General features: G+C 72.8%; 20 protein-coding genes. 12 read left to right on the plus strand and 8 right to left on the minus strand.

What is annotated here, in order from left to right; all coding sequences use genetic code 11:
* Positions 1–33: 33 nt before the first annotated feature.
* The 4 genes from ACZ4TG_RS18385 (at position 34) to ACZ4TG_RS18400 (ending at position 3,224) form a co-directional block, all read left to right on the plus strand.
* The gene (locus ACZ4TG_RS18385; RefSeq protein ID WP_468163865.1) at positions 34–771 is read left to right on the plus strand and encodes an SDR family oxidoreductase; all 738 of its coding nucleotides are present in this window, start codon (positions 34–36) and stop codon (positions 769–771) included.
* Positions 768–1,454, plus strand: coding sequence for a GNAT family N-acetyltransferase (locus ACZ4TG_RS18390; protein ID WP_468163867.1), 687 nt, complete (start codon positions 768–770; stop codon positions 1,452–1,454). The genes ACZ4TG_RS18385 and ACZ4TG_RS18390 overlap by 4 nt, the downstream gene beginning before the upstream one ends.
* 76 nt (positions 1,455–1,530) lie before the next feature.
* The gene (locus tag ACZ4TG_RS18395; protein ID WP_468163869.1) at positions 1,531–2,049 is read left to right on the plus strand and encodes a hypothetical protein; all 519 of its coding nucleotides are present in this window, start codon (positions 1,531–1,533) and stop codon (positions 2,047–2,049) included.
* A 242-nt stretch (positions 2,050–2,291) separates the two neighbouring features.
* Entirely contained in the window at positions 2,292–3,224 is a 933-nt protein-coding gene (locus tag ACZ4TG_RS18400) for a class I SAM-dependent methyltransferase (protein ID WP_468163871.1), read from the plus strand.
* An 88-nt stretch (positions 3,225–3,312) separates the two neighbouring features.
* Here the strand turns inward: ACZ4TG_RS18400 and ACZ4TG_RS18405 are convergent, their stop codons facing one another.
* Together ACZ4TG_RS18405 and ACZ4TG_RS18410 are read right to left on the minus strand one after the other, a co-directional pair.
* Positions 3,313–4,812 carry a DEAD/DEAH box helicase gene (locus tag ACZ4TG_RS18405; RefSeq protein WP_468163873.1) on the minus strand — a complete coding sequence of 500 codons (1,500 nt, stop codon included), beginning with the start codon at positions 4,810–4,812 and terminating at the stop codon, positions 3,313–3,315.
* A 164-nt stretch (positions 4,813–4,976) separates the two neighbouring features.
* A complete protein-coding gene (locus tag ACZ4TG_RS18410) occupies positions 4,977–5,471 on the minus strand; it encodes a MarR family transcriptional regulator (protein ID WP_468163875.1) in 495 nt (164 codons plus the stop codon).
* 108 nt (positions 5,472–5,579) lie between these two features.
* Here ACZ4TG_RS18410 and ACZ4TG_RS18415 point away from each other — a divergent pair, with 108 nt between their 5' ends.
* From ACZ4TG_RS18415 to ACZ4TG_RS18425, 3 genes are all read left to right on the plus strand, one after another.
* On the plus strand, positions 5,580–5,948 hold the full coding sequence (locus ACZ4TG_RS18415) for an HGxxPAAW family protein (RefSeq protein ID WP_468163877.1): 369 nt from the start codon (positions 5,580–5,582) through the stop codon (positions 5,946–5,948).
* 165 nt (positions 5,949–6,113) lie between these two features.
* Positions 6,114–6,317: a cold-shock protein gene (locus ACZ4TG_RS18420; RefSeq protein ID WP_468163879.1), complete on the plus strand. Its 204-nt coding sequence runs from the start codon at positions 6,114–6,116 to the stop codon at positions 6,315–6,317.
* A gap of 95 nt (positions 6,318–6,412) precedes the next feature.
* Entirely contained in the window at positions 6,413–6,943 is a 531-nt protein-coding gene (locus ACZ4TG_RS18425; RefSeq protein WP_468164162.1) for an AAA family ATPase, read from the plus strand.
* On the opposite strand, the gene ACZ4TG_RS18430 is transcribed toward ACZ4TG_RS18425, so the two are convergent.
* Both ACZ4TG_RS18430 and ACZ4TG_RS18435 read right to left on the minus strand, forming a co-directional pair.
* Positions 6,917–7,483 carry a TetR/AcrR family transcriptional regulator gene (locus ACZ4TG_RS18430; RefSeq protein ID WP_468163881.1) on the minus strand — a complete coding sequence of 189 codons (567 nt, stop codon included), beginning with the start codon at positions 7,481–7,483 and terminating at the stop codon, positions 6,917–6,919. The two genes, ACZ4TG_RS18425 and ACZ4TG_RS18430, sit on opposite strands and share 27 nt — an antisense overlap.
* Complete coding sequence (locus ACZ4TG_RS18435; RefSeq protein ID WP_468163883.1) at positions 7,480–7,833, minus strand: DUF1304 domain-containing protein; 354 nt, start codon at positions 7,831–7,833, stop codon at positions 7,480–7,482. The genes ACZ4TG_RS18430 and ACZ4TG_RS18435 overlap by 4 nt, the downstream gene beginning before the upstream one ends.
* Before the next feature lie 139 nt (positions 7,834–7,972).
* On the opposite strand from ACZ4TG_RS18435, the gene ACZ4TG_RS18440 reads away from it, so the two are divergent.
* Entirely contained in the window at positions 7,973–8,977 is a 1,005-nt protein-coding gene (locus ACZ4TG_RS18440; RefSeq protein WP_468163885.1) for a BtrH N-terminal domain-containing protein, read from the plus strand.
* Between the two features lie 53 nt (positions 8,978–9,030).
* On the opposite strand, the gene ACZ4TG_RS18445 is transcribed toward ACZ4TG_RS18440, so the two are convergent.
* The 3 genes from ACZ4TG_RS18445 to ACZ4TG_RS18455 form a co-directional block, all read right to left on the minus strand.
* On the minus strand, positions 9,031–9,225 hold the full coding sequence (locus ACZ4TG_RS18445; RefSeq protein ID WP_468163887.1) for a ferredoxin: 195 nt from the start codon (positions 9,223–9,225) through the stop codon (positions 9,031–9,033).
* A 5-nt stretch (positions 9,226–9,230) separates the two neighbouring features.
* Positions 9,231–10,418 carry a cytochrome P450 gene (locus ACZ4TG_RS18450; protein ID WP_468163889.1) on the minus strand — a complete coding sequence of 396 codons (1,188 nt, stop codon included), beginning with the start codon at positions 10,416–10,418 and terminating at the stop codon, positions 9,231–9,233.
* 132 nt (positions 10,419–10,550) lie between these two features.
* Positions 10,551–10,889, minus strand: a complete 339-nt coding sequence (locus tag ACZ4TG_RS18455) for a thioredoxin family protein (RefSeq protein WP_468163891.1) — start codon at positions 10,887–10,889, stop codon at positions 10,551–10,553.
* Positions 10,890–10,947: 58 nt separating this feature from the next.
* Between ACZ4TG_RS18455 and ACZ4TG_RS18460 the strand changes: the two genes are divergently transcribed.
* From ACZ4TG_RS18460 to ACZ4TG_RS18475, 4 genes are all read left to right on the plus strand, one after another.
* Entirely contained in the window at positions 10,948–11,259 is a 312-nt protein-coding gene (locus ACZ4TG_RS18460) for a hypothetical protein (RefSeq protein ID WP_468163893.1), read from the plus strand.
* Between the two features lie 38 nt (positions 11,260–11,297).
* Entirely contained in the window at positions 11,298–11,567 is a 270-nt protein-coding gene (locus tag ACZ4TG_RS18465) for a hypothetical protein (protein ID WP_468163895.1), read from the plus strand.
* Positions 11,568–11,739: 172 nt separating this feature from the next.
* Positions 11,740–12,099: a YciI family protein gene (locus ACZ4TG_RS18470; RefSeq protein ID WP_468163897.1), complete on the plus strand. Its 360-nt coding sequence runs from the start codon at positions 11,740–11,742 to the stop codon at positions 12,097–12,099.
* Between the two features lie 53 nt (positions 12,100–12,152).
* The gene (locus tag ACZ4TG_RS18475) at positions 12,153–13,397 is read left to right on the plus strand and encodes an RNA polymerase sigma factor (protein ID WP_468163899.1); all 1,245 of its coding nucleotides are present in this window, start codon (positions 12,153–12,155) and stop codon (positions 13,395–13,397) included.
* A 63-nt stretch (positions 13,398–13,460) separates the two neighbouring features.
* Here ACZ4TG_RS18475 and ACZ4TG_RS18480 read toward each other — a convergent pair whose 3' ends face one another.
* Positions 13,461–14,924 (minus strand): condensation domain-containing protein, encoded by a 1,464-nt coding sequence (locus ACZ4TG_RS18480; RefSeq protein WP_468163901.1) that lies wholly within the window; start codon positions 14,922–14,924, stop codon positions 13,461–13,463.
* Positions 14,925–14,931: the final 7 nt, after the last annotated feature.

Here is a 14,931-nt window from a genome sequence, read left to right on the forward strand (position 1 = left end):
CATGTGTACGGTCCACGAACCAGGAGCGCTGACATGAGATTTGAACACCACCGCGTCGTCATCACCGCGGCCGGCCGCGACTTCGGGCGGACCCTCGCCCTTCGTTTCGCCGCCGGAGGTGCCGAGGTCCACCTCTCCGCCCGGACCAGGGAAGCCGCCGACCGCGTCCGGGAAGAGATCCTCGCCCAGGGCCACGACGCCGACCGCGTGCACGCCTACGCCTGCGACCTGGCGGACCCGGCCTCCGTGCGGGAGTTCGCCGCGGCCGTCGCCGCACGCACCGACCACATCGACGTGCTCGTGAACAACGGCTCCCGCTACCAGCACGGCGCCGACCTGCTGTCCGCGTCCGACCAGGACGTCGTCGACACCATCGCCGCGGGCGCCACCGGCACGGTCCTCGTCACCAAGGCCTTCCTGCCGCTGCTCGTCGAGTCGGCCAAGCCCGACATCGTGACCATGGTTTCGGGCTGCGGCGAGGCGGGCAACCGCCGTTCCGACGCCCACGACTCCTTCTACGCCGCCAAGAGCGCCCAGGCCGGTTTCACCGACATGCTCTCCCACCGGCTGCGCGACCAGGGCGTCCGCGTCATCTCGCTCTTCCCGCCGGACTTCGACAACCACGACCCGCTGTCGGAGGCCTGGGAGAACGCCCCGCGCACCGCGAAGGACCAGCTGACCGCCCAGTCGGTGCTCGACTGCATCTTCTTCGCCGTCGGCCAGCCCCGCGACTGCTTCATCAAGTCCTTCTCGTTCGAACAGGTCCGATGAGCCGGGCAACGAGCGGGGGCGTGGGCCGGACCCTGACGGAGATCCTCGACGCGGCGGCCGACGGCAGGTTCCCGCCGCCCGACGGCGGTACGACCGTGGTCCCGCAGGAGAACCACCGGGACGCGGGCGTCATCGCCTTCACCGCGCACTCCGTGGTGTTCACCGACGAGGATCCCGACTGGGTGCGGTCCACCCTTGCGGCCATCACCTGCGACGGGCTGGCGGCCACCATGAACCCGCGCTTCCTCGCCGCGCTCCTGGACCGCACCGGCCGCACCCACGACACCACCGACCTGCTCACCGTCGCCGCACCGCTCGCCGGCCCGCCCCCGCTGGAGCTGACCGAGATCGCCGACCCCGACCACCCCCGGGTCCGGCGGGCCCTGAAGCGGCGGGACGGCGTACGAGTCTGGTCGGCCGACGGGGGAGTGGTGATCCTGGCCAGCGGAGTGGCGGGCCGCTGGGAGACGGCGATCGAGGTGGACGAGGGCGTACGCCACCGGGGCCTCGGCCGCGCCCTGGCGCTCGCCTCCCGCCACCTGGTCCCCGACGGCCGGCCGGTCTGGTCCCAGCAGGCCGCCGGCAACGCCCGCAGCGTCCGCGCCTTCCAGGCCGCCGGATTCCGCCCGGTCGGCGCGGAGGCACTCCTTCTGGCACCGGAGCCGGCCCCCGCGGCCCGCTGATCCTCCACCCCCGCTCCAGCGGCCCGGCGGCACCCTGGGCCCCGGGGGTTCACGGCGGTCGTGTGGAATGGGCGGCATGGGGAGAAGCAAGAACCAGACGCACCGGGAGCCGGGGGGTGTCCCGGCGAGCCGGGCCGAGGAGCCGGCCGCGCCCGAGTCCTGGGCCTACGCCCGGTACCTCGAATCCCTGGCCGCCGCGGCCGGGGGGCCGGGCGAGGCCGGGGCGGTGGCAGCCGTGCTGCGCGACTCCGATCCGGTGATGGCGGAGAGCGCGGTGGTCACCCACCTGGACCGCAGGGCGGCGCAACTGCTGGCCGACGAGCGGTTCCCCGGCTGGGCCGCGGCCATGGCCGGCGTACTGAGCGGCCGGACCTTCCCGGTGCGGCGGCTCCACGAGTGGCAGCTGCTCAAGTCGATCACCGTGGGCGAACCCTGGCTCCCCGACGAGCTCTCCGCGGCCTCCGACTGGTGCCAGCGGACCGCGGTCGGGCTGCTGACCTCGTACGAGGCCCTGGGCCTGCTCGCCACCGCCGCCCGCACCCGCCGGGTGCGCAACGCCGCGGCGCAGCGACTGCGCCGGTATCCGGCGGTCTGACCCGCGGTGGGGGCCGCGGGGCAGCGGAGGCCGCGGAGGCGGCGGAGGAGACGGGAGACGGCGCAGGGCGGTCGCGCGCAGCGGCGTACCGGTGAAAAGGACGCCTCGGGAGAAACGGGGGCGGGGATTCCAACTGCTCTGCACGGAAACCTCGTCACACGCCTGTTCGGGGGCTTATGGTCTCCCTACCCGGCCGGGTATCAGCGTTGAACCGATGCCATTCCGCTGGAGGATGACTCTCCGTGTCGCACGTTTCACAGGCTCCCGTCACCACCCCCGACGCCGAGCCTGCCCTGCCTGTCCCCCGTACGTTCGGTGAGGTCAAGGGTTGGTTCTCGACGTATGACCAGGTCCTCTTCGACTGGTTCCTGACCCGCCAGAACAGCTCACCGGACACCTCGGGCGACATCCTGGAACTGGGCGCCTTCATGGGCAAGAGCGCGATCTTCCTGGCCGGATACCTGCGGGACGGTGAGGAGTTCACGGTCTGCGACCTCTTCGACTCGCCCGCGCCGGACGACTCCAACCTCGCCGAGATGCGGGACTCCTACCCCACCCTCACCCGGCGCGGGTTCGAGACGAACTACCTGGCCTTCCACGAGTCGCTGCCGACCGTCATCCAGGCACCGACCTCCGTCGTCGCCGACCGGGTGCGCCCGGCGAGCTGCCGCTTCGTCCACGTCGACGCCTCGCACCTCTTCGAGCACGTCGTCGGGGACATCGCCTCCTCGCGGACCGTCGCCGCGCCCGAGGCGGTCGTGGTCTTCGACGACTACCGGTCCGAGCACTGCCCCGGTGTCGCGGCAGCCGTGTGGGCCGCCGTCGCCGCGGGCGACTTGCACGTGATCGCGGTATCGGCCTCGAAGCTCTACGCGACCTGGGGCGACCCGGCGCCCCACCAGGCGGCCCTGCTCGGCTGGCTGGAGGGCCGCACCGATCTGTGGCACGGCGTGGACGTCGTGGCCGGCCGGCCGCTGGTCCGCATCGGCGACGAGGGCGTGATCCCGCTCGCGCCGCCCGAGCCGCTGCGCCCGGCCGCCGAGCCCGCCGCGGCGGCGCCCGCCCCGGCGCCTCCCCGGCGCCTCCCCGGGGGAGGCTGGCGCAAGCTGGCCAAGGACCTGCTCCCGCCGCTGGTCACCCGGGCGATCGTGGCCCGGCGGCGCCGCCGCCGCTGACCGTCCCGGCAGGCGCGGGGGCCGACGGATACGGAAAACGGCGCCGGCCCCCGCGATCCGGGGTCCGGCGCCGTCGTGTCACCGTCGGTCAGAGTCCCTTGCGGACCCGGGCCGCGCGCCGGGCCTCGGCCTGCTGCCGGGCCTCGATGGTCTTGCGGGACTCCTTGCCCTTGCCCGGCCGGCCCGGGCGGGTCCCGATGCCCCGGAAGCCGAGGTCCGTTCCGCTGGGCCTGCCCTTGGCGTCGGTCGGCGCCGCGCCGGCGAGCGGCACGCCCGACGGCTTCTTCGCGCCGGTGATCCGGCTCAGCGCGGCCTCGCCGGAGCGGACCTGGGTGATGGTCGGCCGGATCTTCGCGTCCGCCATCAGGCGCACGATGTCCCGCCGCTGGTTCGGGGTGACCAGGGTGACGACCTTGCCGGACTCGCCCGCGCGGGCCGTGCGGCCGCCCCGGTGGAGGTAGTCCTTGCTGTCGGCCGGCGGGTCCACGTTGACCACCAGGTCGAGGTCGTCGATGTGGATGCCGCGGGCGGCGACGTTGGTCGCCACCAGCACGCCGATCAGCCCGTCCTTGAACTGCCCGAGCGTGCGGGTGCGCTGCGGCTGGGACTTGCCGCTGTGCAGCCCCTCGGCCCGTACGCCCATGGCCCGCAGGTGCTTCACGAACTGGTCGACGCCGTGCTTGGTGTCCAGGAACATCAGCACCCGGCCCTCGCGGGCGGCGATCTCGGTCGCGGCCGATACCTTGTCCGCCGCGTGGATGTGCAGCACGTGGTGGTCCATCGTGCCGACCGAGGCCGACTGCGGGTCCACCGAGTGCGAGACCGGGTCCTTGAGGTAGCGGCGCACCAGCTGGTCCACGTTGCGGTCCAGGGTGGCGGAGAACAGCATCCGCTGACCGGCGTGGTGCACCTGGTCGAGCAGCTCGGTCACCTGCGGCATGAACCCCAGGTCGCACATCTGGTCGGCCTCGTCGAGGACCGTGATCCGCACCCGCTCCAGGTGCACGTCCTTGCGCCCGACCAGGTCGCTGAGGCGCCCGGGGGTGGCCACGACCACCTCGGCGCCGGTGCGCAGGGTGCCCGTCTGCCGGCCGATCGACAGCCCGCCGACGACGGTGGCCATCCGCAGCCGGAGGGCCGCGGCGTACGGGGCCAGCGCCTCGGTCACCTGCTGGGCCAGCTCGCGCGTGGGTACGAGGACCAGCGCGAGCGGCCGCTTCGGGTCCGCCCGCTGTCCCGCCGTACGCGCCAGCAGCGCCAGGCCGAAGGCCAGGGTCTTGCCGGAGCCGGTCCGGCCGCGGCCGAGGACGTCCCGGCCCGCCAGGGAGTTGGGGAGGGTGGCCGCCTGGATCGGGAACGGCTCGCGCACGTCCAGATCGGCCAACGTCTTCACCAGCTCAACGGGCAGGTCGAGCTCCGCGAACGACTTCACCGGCGGCAGGGCCGGGCTGACGGTCTTGGGCATCGCGAACTCGCCCTGCGGACCGAGGGTCCGAGGGGCCTTGCCGGAGCCCTTGGCCCCCGGCTTGCTGCCTGCCTTGGCGCCGGCCTTGATGCCGAAACGCCCGTGAGCTGACGGGTTCTTCATGCAGAACCTTCCGTGAAGAGAGCAAGCGCGAGCGGGAGACGGGAGAGTGGACGGCAACGAGCCGGGGCCCGTACCCCTCGGTACGGGCCCCGGCTCGTCGTACACGTCCGCACCGGGCGAAACGGCCCGCGCTTCAAGTTTCCCGCCCATTTTACCAGTCCCCCCTAGGGGACGACGGTCCCCAGTTCCCCGGACCGCAGCTGGGCCAGATGGGCCCGGATCTCGACCGTGGCCCGCCCGAACCAGTCGGCGATCACGGCGATCTCGTCGGGCGTGTACTCGGCGAACACGGCGCCGAGCCGGTCGTAGAAGGGCTGGTACACGGCGAAGATCCGTGCGGCGGCCGTCGGATCGGCCACCACCCGCACCCGGCGCCGGTCGCCGGGATCGGGCCGGCGGTGGGCGTACCCGGCCCGCTCCAGACGGTTGAGCACGCCGGTGACGGCGCCGGTGGTGAGGTTCGTCAGCTCGGCCAGGTCACCGGCGGACAGCGGGGTGTCGGCGGCTCCCAGCACGTGGCCCAGGCAGGTCAGGTCGGTGACGTTGAGCCCCAGGAGCTGCGCCACCTCCTGCTGGCCGATCAGGCCGAGGGCCACGTAGCGGTCCATGCGCGAAAGCGCCTCCCCGGCCGTGGCCGCGGGGCGGGGCTTGCCCTGCACGCAGATACTCCTTAGCATCTAAGTAACTTAGCTCGTGAGATACTTACTTTGTGAGGTAAGTCATCCTGTTTCGCGAGCCTACTGCCGCCACTTCCACCGGGGAGAATCATGAGCGCCCACGGCCACGTCGACATGGGCCACACCGTGGCCGGCTGGACCGGCACCACCTTGGCCCTGCTGGGCTTCACCGGCGCGGGACTCGCCCTGTGCGCCGCCTGGGCCCCGGGCATCTGGCTCGGGCTAGCCCTGGTGGCGGCGGCCGGTCTCGTCACCTGGCTGCTCCACCTCGTCGGCTGGGGCAAGCCCAGCGGACCCCGCCCGGAGGCCGAATGGGACTGGCGCACCCGGGACACCGCCGCCCGGACCGGGCACGCGAACTGCCTGGGCTGCCGGGCCGGCGGGCCTCGGCGAGCTGCCGCAGCAGCCCTTCCGACCCGATCCGCCGTGTCGTTGCCCGCCGCGGACAGCAGCGCATGAGCGTCCCCTCTCGAAGGCGCCGCTCACCCCTTCCACGGACAAGTCGGCCAGAAGTTCGAACTGCCACGGTTGGCCGCGCCTGGAGTGTGGCGCGGGTGGCGGGTGGGCACTATCGAGACGGCCGCACGTGCGGCCCGAGTGGAACGTTGAGAAGGATCAGTACTGATGGCAACTGGCATCGTGAAGTGGTTCAACTCGGAGAAGGGGTTCGGCTTCATCCAGCAGGACGACGGCGGCCCTGACGTGTTCGTGCACTTCTCCGCCATCCAGACGACCGGCTTCAAGGAGCTGGCCGAGGGTGCGAAGGTCGAGTACAGCGTCACCCAGGGCCCCAAGGGTCCGCAGGCGGAGCAGGTGGTCACTCTCTAGCGCCGCTTCACGCGTCAGCACGTGAGCCGGGCCCCGCCGGGATTCTCCGGCGGGGCCCACGCGCACCCGCTCCCGCCGGTAGCGTGACCCGGATGATGACGGGCACCCCGGACACCCGGTTGATCGTGCTGCGCGGCAGCTCCGCCTCCGGCAAGTCCTCGGTCGCGGAAGAGGTCCGCGCCCGCCACGGCCGGGGCCTCGCCCTCGTGGCGCAGGACAACCTGCGCCGCGTCGTGCTGCGCGAGCGCGACACCCCGGGAGCCGCGAACATCGGACTGATCGGCAGCGTCGCGCGCTACGCCCTGGACCACGGCTTCCACGTGATCGTCGAGGGCATCCTCTACGCCGACCGGTACGGGCCGATGCTCGACGCGCTCTGCCGCGCGCACCGGGGGCCGACGCGGCTGTACTACCTGGACGTGCCCTTCGAGGAGACCCTGCGGCGGCATGCCGGCAAGGCCTGCGCGGACGAGGTCGGGGAAGCCGACCTGCGGGAGTGGTACCGGCCCCTGGACCTGCTGCCCGGCGGGCTGGAGACCGTGGTCCCCGCCGGGGAGTCGCTGGACGCCACCGTCGACCGGGTGATGCGGGAGTCAGGGCTAGCCGGCCCGGTGCAGGGCCAGTAGCAGCGGCCAGAGCCGGTCCGCGAGCTCGGCCGGGTCGGCGGCCGGGACGCGGCCGTGCAGCCAGTCCGCGAGGACGCCGGTGAAGGTGGCCGCCACCGCCGAGGCGACGAGGTCCGGGTTCGGGGCGCCGACCGCCGCGCGCTCGGCCCGGGCCCGTGCCGACAGCTCCCGGTGGAGCCGCTCGCCCAGGGGGCCGCCGCCGCCCGGGAGGAGCAGTGTGCGGTAGAGGGGGCCCTGGTCGGCCGCGTCCGCGAGGAATCCGGCCAGTGCGGCGGGGGGCCGGGCCGGGGGGAGGGCCGCCGGGCCGCTCTGCCAGGCGTGCAGGGCGTCGACCGCCGCGTGCACGACATCGGCGCAGGCGTCCACGGCCAGCGCGGTGAGGTCCTCGTAATGCAGGTAGAACGTCGCGCGCCCCACCCCTGCCCGGCGGACCACCGCCGAGACGCTGACCTCGCCCAGCGGGCGGTGGGCGCACTCGGCGAGCAGGCTCTCGCGCAGCCGGGCCTTGGTGCGCGCCGTCCGCGGGTCCTGCGCGCTCATGCGGCCAGCAGCGCCGCGCCGAGGGCGAGTGCGCCGGGCAGGGCCTGGGCGAGCAGGATCCGGCGGTTGGCCGTGGCGGCTCCGTACAGCCCCGCGACGATCACGCAGACGAGGAAGAAGCTCTGCGTGGCGAGCGAGTCGATGACCAGCGACCAGACGAGGCCGGCGGCCAGGAAGCCGTTGTAGAGCCCCTGGTTGGCGGCGAGCGGGGCGGTGATGCGGGCGGTGTCCGCATCGAACCCCGACAGCGACCGGCCGGGCGGCCGCTGCCACAGGAACATCTCCAGGACCAGGAAGTACGCGTGCAGAACGGCGACGGCGCCGATGAGGACCTGAGCGACCGTGTGCACGGCTGCCTCCCTTGGTTGACTTCCACGCCTGAGTTTCCACGCCTGAATTTCCATGGGCGAGTTCCATGGGCGAGTTCCTGGACAACTGTACAGGAACTCGGGTGGCCGACTCCGGTGATCGCGCGGATAGGCTGACCGCATGACTGTGCTCGTGTACGAAGACTTCGGGACCGGACGCCACCGCGAGGCCTCCCTGATCCGCCACGCCCTGGGCAGCGTCCACGCCGAGGAGCTGGTCGCGGGCCTGGCCGGCGGCATCGGCTTCATGTACTTCGTGTTCGAGTACGAGGGCCGGACTCCCATCGCGACCGTCGTCGCCCAGGCCCACCCGGAGCCCTGGGTACAGGTCGCACTCGGCCGGCTCCAGGTCCCGTACGACGCCACCCGCGCCACCAAGCCCCGCTGGGGCCGGGTCCGCGCCGCGCTCGACGGCGGCCAGCCCGCCTTCTGCGTCGTCGACCGCTCCTCGCTGCCCTGGCACGAGCCGGACCCCGACGCCGAGATGACCGGCGCCGATCCGTACACCGTGGTCATCGCCGGGTACGACGGGGACGACCTGCTGATCGAGGACGGGGCCGAGACCCCGTACCGGATCGACCGCGAGGAGTTCGGCGCCGCCTGGACCGCGCACCGCAAGGGCCGCCACCAACTGATCGTGCCGACGGAGCCGCCCGCAGGGGAGCCGGACGTCGACGGGGCGATCGCCGCCACGGTCACCCGCCTCACCGGGCCGGTGCTCGGGAACCACTTCGACGTCAACTTCGGCCTCACCGGCATGGAGAAGCTGGCCGCGCAGCTGCGCGACCGCACCACCGCGACCGGCTGGGAGCGCCGGTTCGGCGGATCGCCGCAGGCCTTCCGCGCGGCAACCGGGCGGCTGTACTCCGGCCTGGAGGAGGAGTGGACCGCCCCGGGCGCCACCCGGCCGCTGTACGCGGACTTCCTCGACCTCGTCGGACGGCCGGAGGCGGCGGGGCTGTTCCGGGAGTCCGCCCGGCACTGGTCCGCGCTGGCCGCCCTGGCCCGCGACGCCGAGGCGGACGCCGACGCCGAGGGGCGGCGCGCGCTGTTCGACGCGTGCGCGGAGCACGTGGACCGGTGCGTGGAGCTGGAGGGCGAGGCCGTCGAGGCGCTGCGGAAGTAGCGCCCCGACGGCCGGGCGGGCCGTTCGCGGCCCGTGGGGTTCAGCCCGTGGGTTCAGGCCTCGTCCACGGAGATGGCCGCGACCGGGCAGGCCCGGGCGGCCACCCGGACCAGCGGGCTGCCGTCGCCGTCCTCCCGCCCGGGCAGCAGCTCGCTGAAACCGTCGTCGTCCTGGGTGAAGACCGTGGGCGCGGTCAGGGCGCACTGCCCCGCGCCGATGCACACGTCCTGGTCGATGGAGATCCGCATGCCGCTCACCAGGCCACGGGGAGTTCGACCATGCCCTGGATGGTGTCCCCGGGCTTGAACGGGATCAGGTCCGGCTCCGCCGCCAGCCGCAGTCCGGGCAGCCGCCTGAACAGCGTGCCCAGGGCGATCTCCATCTCGGCGCGGGCCAGGTTCTGTCCGAGGCACTGGTGGATGCCGAAGCCGAAGGCCAGGTGGTGGCGGGCGGGCCGGTGCCAGTTCAGGGTGTCGGGCTCCTCGAAGACGGCCTCGTCGCGATTGATGACGGAGGTGGAGAAGACCACCCCGTCGTCGGGGCGGATGGTGACCCCGCCGACCTCGATGTCCTCGGTGGCCACCCGCAGCATGCCGTCGGCGATCGACAGGAACCGCATCAGCTCCTCCACCGCCTCCGACATCAGCGACGGATCCGCGTGCAGCTCGGCGAGCTGGTCCGGGTGCCGCAGGAGGGTGAACGTACCGAGCGAGATCATGTTCGCGGTGGTCTCGTGTCCCGCCACCAGCAGGATCACCGCCAGCGCCACCAGCTCCTCGACATCGGTCTCGCCGGTCTCCAGGCGCTGCGCGATCAGCTCGTCCAGCAGCCCCTCGCCGGGCTCCCTGCGCTTGCGCTCGATCAGGTCCGTCAGATACGTGTCGAGCTGCCGGCGGGCCTCCTCCACGTCGGCCAGTTCCGGCCCGCGCAGCAGCCGCCGCGACTGCCCCTCGAAGAACTCGTGGTCCTCGTACGGCACTCCCAGCAGGGCGCAGATCACCATGGACGGCACCGGCAGGGCGAAGGCGCTGACCAGTTCCGCCTGCGAGCCCGCGGCCGTCATCTCGTCGATCAGCCGGTCCACGGTCTGCTGGATCCGCGGCCGCAGGGCGGCGGTCCGCTTGAGCGTGAAGCCCGGGATCAGCATCCGGCGCTGGGTGTTGTGCTCGGGATCGTCGACCCCGAGGAGCGCGGTACGGCGGACCTTCAGGCCCTTGAACCGCTTGGTGGGGGTGGGAAATGCGGCGTTCTGGCGGTCGGAGGAGAGCCGGGGGTCCGCGAGCAGGGCGCGCGCCTCGGCGTGGCCGGTGACCACCCATACGGAGCGGCCGTCGAAGAGGGTGATCCGGCTGAGCGGCCTGCTCTCCCGCAGCGGCTCGTAGGCGGCCGGCGGGTGGTAGGGACAGGTTCGGTCCTGGGGAAAGGCAACGGTTTCTGACATGCAGCACCTCGCGAGCGACGGTTCCGTCTTGCCGGACTCCATTACATGCCTGAGGCACCTATCTGACCTATGCCACTTTCGGCCAGAACGCCCGAGGTCGCCCCAACGGCGCAGGGCGCACCCTCGGGCGGCTCAGAGGTGGGTGTCGAGGAAGGCCTTGAACTCCTCGCGGGTCATCGCTCCCTCGTGGCTCGCCACGGCCCGGCCCTCCTTGACGATCACCACGGTGGGGGCGCCGGCGACCTCGTAACGCCTGGTCGGATCGGGACAGCGGGTCATGTCCGTCCGGACGGCGGTCAGCCGCGTCCCGTACTCCTGCGCCAGCTCACCGACGAGCGAGTCCATCGCCCGGCAGGCCTCTGCGGCCTTGGGCCACGTGCCGATGAAATAGGCGAGAACCGGCCCGGGGGCCATCCCCAGGATGAAGTCGAACTCCTGGTTCTCAAGTGGCTGGTGTACCCGACGTGCCATGGGCGGTGCTCCTGCTCCGGAATGCGCGGATCGCGTGATCGACCGCCAGGAACCCTACGTGACTCGGTGCTTCCGCCAAGGTCCGGGCCCGCCCGAGGGGGCTGCGGGCACGCCCGGCCGGCTCCAGAGCGGCTCGTACGTCGTCCTGCGCCGGATCCGGATGCTCCTCGACCACTGGGAGGGCCTGCCGGTACACCACCGCGAACAGGCCGTCGGGCGGCGCGTGGCCGACGGGACACCGCTGACCGGCGGCAGGCTCGCCCGGGGCGACGCCCTCGCCCGGTACCTCGTGCACGAGGAACCGGCGCTGTTCGTGGCCCCCCGCGGGGCCCCCGGGGGAGTACGTGGGACAGGCCCTCCTGGGGGCTGACCGGGGCCGTTGTCAGTGGTGCCTGACAACCTGGGCCCATGGACGACAGGATGCTGCGGCGCCGGGTCTACGGCGCCGACCACGAGGACCCCGACCCGGGCCCGCGCCCCGGTCATGCCTACGGCGAGCTCGTGGGCGGCCCGCTCGACGGGCTCCTCCTCGACGTCACGGGGTGGAGCAGTGCCCAGCTCGCCGAAGAGGCCCGCCTCCCCACGGAGATAGGCCGCTACGGAGCCGGCGGCCGCGCCCACTACCGCCGCAGACCGGCCGACCCGGGGCGCTGGGACTGGGCGGGCGACAGCCCCTGAGGCGAGCCGGGCCCCGCCCACCGCCCGGACGGCGGGTGAGCGGGCGGGTTCGGGTGGCCGGTGCGAAAAAATCTCTGAAGAATCTCCCCGGAGCTGTCGATCCGGGCCTCTCCCGTTCGACGCAGGGGTGAGAGGCAGGGAAAGCCCCCGCCCTCCCGACCGAGGAGTCACCATGCCGCGCTTCCTGACGATGATCCGCATCGACGAGCAGAACCTCCCCACCGCCGACGGCTTCCCGGCCGAGTTCGAGAAGCGCATGGGCGTCTTCATGGAGGAGATCACCAAGGCCGGGGTCATGCTGGACACGGCCGGTCTGCTCCCGACCTCCGAGGGCACCCGCGTCAACTGGTCCGGAGGGAAGATCAGCTTCACCGACGGCCCCTTCACCGAGACCAAGGAGGTCGTCGGCGGCTATTGCCTCATCCAGTGCAAGGACAAGGCCGAAGCCGTCGAGTGGACCAAGCGGTTCCTGGAGATCCACCCGGCCTCCTGGAACGTCGGCGCCGAGGTCCGCGAGGTCGAGGAGATGTGAGTCCGCGGCGTCCGCGCCGCGTTTGCCCTGCCGCGTCACGGCTGCTCTGATGGGTGGCCGTGACGGCAGCGAGTACGGCCCAGGCGGTCGAAGCGGTGTTCAGGATCGAGTCCGCGCGGATCATCGCCGGTGTCGCCCGCATCGTGCGGGACGTCGGCATCGCCGAGGAGATCGCGCAGGACGCCCTCGTCGCCGCCCTGGAACAGTGGCCCGAGTCGGGGGTCCCCGACCGGCCCGGCGCCTGGCTCACCGCCACCGCCAGACACCGCGCGATCGACCTCGTCCGCCGCAAGGAGACGTACGCGCGCAAGCTCGCCGAAGTCGGGCGGACCCTGGAGGACGTGCCGCCCCCGGCCGAGCCCGCGGCCCCGGACGACATCGACGACGACCTGCTGAGGCTGATCTTCACCGCCTGCCATCCGGTGCTCCCCACGGAGGGCCGGGTCGCGCTCACCCTGCGCCTGATGGGCGGGCTGACCACCCAGGAGATCGCCCGCGCCTTCCTCACCTCCGAACCCACCGTCGCCCAGCGCATCGTCCGGGCGAAGCGGGCCCTGGCCAAGGCCGGGGTGCCCTTCGAGGTCCCGTACGGAGCCGATCGCGAGCGGCGGCTCGCCTCCGTCCTGGAGGTGATCTACCTCGTGTTCAACGAGGGCTACTCGGCCACCGCGGGCGACGACCTCGTCCGCCCCGCCCTCTGCGAGGACGCCCTCCGGCTGGCCCGGGTGCTGGCCGGCCTGATGCCCGAGGAGCCGGAAGTGCACGGGCTGGCGGCCCTCCTGGAGTTCCAGGCCTCCCGGACCGCCGCCCGCACCGGCCCCAACGGCGAGCCGGTGCGGCTCGCCGACCAGAACCGGTCCCGGTGGAACCGCCTGCTGATCCGGCGCGGCGTCGAGGCCCTGCGGCACGCGGGCACCGGCCCGTACTCCGTCCAGGCGGCGATCGCCGGGTGCCACGCGGCCGCCGTCCGGTACGAGGACACCGACTGGGCGACGATCGCCGCGCTGTACGGGCGGCTCGTGCGGCTGACCCCCTCCCCGGTGGTGGAGCTGAACCGGGCCGTCGCCGTCTCCATGGCCGAGGGCCCCGAGGCGGCCCTGCCGCTGGTCGACGCCCTGGCGGCGGAACCCGCCCTCGGCGCCTACCACTTGCTGCCGAGCGTACGGGGAGACCTGCTGGAGCGCCTCGGCCGCGGGGCGGAGGCCCGTGCCGAGTTCGAACGGGCCGCCTCCCTGACGCGCAACGCGCGCGAGCGCGACCTGCTGCTGCGCCGGGCGGCGGAGGCCGCCGGGCAGTGAGCGGCGGACCGCGCCGACACCGGAAGCGGGACGGCCGGATGCGCTCGCGACGCAGCCGGACGGTCAGGCCCGGACGCGGGGCCGGACCGGCAGGCGCGGCGGGGTGAGGGCGATCGGGCGGCGGAACCCGCCCGTCAGAGCGATGTCCCGGACCGTCTGGCGCAGCGCCCCCTGGAAGTCGCCCATGGTGCGGCGGGCGGCCTCCGTGTCCACGTAGATGGAGTTCATGTGCAGCCCGTCCGCGTCCCGCTGGAACCAGGAACAGGCCCCGTTCGCCCGCGCCGACCAGACATGGGAGGTGGGCCGCCACTCCTCGTGCCGCTCGGCGCCCCGGCACTTGCGCATGTCGATGTACGAGAAGAAGTTCACCGGGTACGGCCACGAGCGCGCGGCGAACTCCTCGGGCGCCAGCAGCTCCCAGGCCCTGACGAACGGTACGTCGACGTGCCGGATCATCTCGCCGAATCCGGCCCGGACCTGGGTCATGACCTGGGCGAAGTCCCGGCCCGGCGAGGCGTCGAACTCGATGGGCATGGTGTTCACGAACCACCCCACCGAGTTGTCCCAGCCGCCCCGGCCGCGCTCGCTGACCGGCATGAACCCGCGGTAGACACCCGGCCCGCCGGCCTCCCGCAGGCAGACCGCGACCGATGCCAGCAGCCCCATGAAGGGCTTGCCGTCGACCGCCAGACAGGACTTCTCGAACACCTCCGCCTCGGCGGCGTCCAGCAGCAGCGAAGCCTCGTTGACGATGGGGTACATCCGGTCCGGCCGCACACCGAGATCGAGCGGGAACCTAGGGAAGAACTCCCCGTTCCGCTCGATGAACGACTTCCAGTAGCCCAGGCGTTCGTCGTCCGCGCCGATGGAGAGGTAGCGGCGGCGCTGCTCCTCGGCGAAGTCGAGGTAGCTGGGCTCGGTGGCGGGCAGCCCGCAGTCCTCGCCCCGGCACAGGGCCTCGTACGCCGTCTCCACCTCGTGGACCACGATCGGCATCGACATGCCGTCGCACACGATGTGGTCGAAGGCGAGGAACACCGTGGCGGAGTCCTCGCGCAGCACCGCGCCCATGGTGAAGAGCGGCCAGGACAGGGTGTCGATGCTCCGCTTGAACCGCTCGACGAGGAAGCCGCGCAACAGCTCGGACGTCTCGAAGGTGCCCACGTGCGCGGTGTCGAGCGCGAGTTCGGCGGCGGCCAGCGGCTCGCAGGCCAGTTCCCCCGCCAGCCGGCGGAACTCGCACCGCAGCACCTCGTGACGCCGGACGAAGGCCAGCAGGGCCTGGGTGAGGGCCGCTTCGTCGAGCGGCCCCTCGACCTCGAAGGTCACCGCGATCCAGGACGCGACCGGGTCGTCGGCCGCACGGCTCTCCTCCGCGACGGTGAAGTGCTTGTCCTGATTGAAGGACGCCCTCCTGCCCGCCAGATCGCCCCGGCCGGCGGACTGCGCCGCCGCCGTGGACCGCAAGCGCCATTCGACCACCCGTCCGGGCGCCAAAGTGTGCATGTCCAGAGGAAACTGCCGCATCTACGTC

Source organism: Streptomyces sp. NPDC028314 (assembly GCF_055565795.1).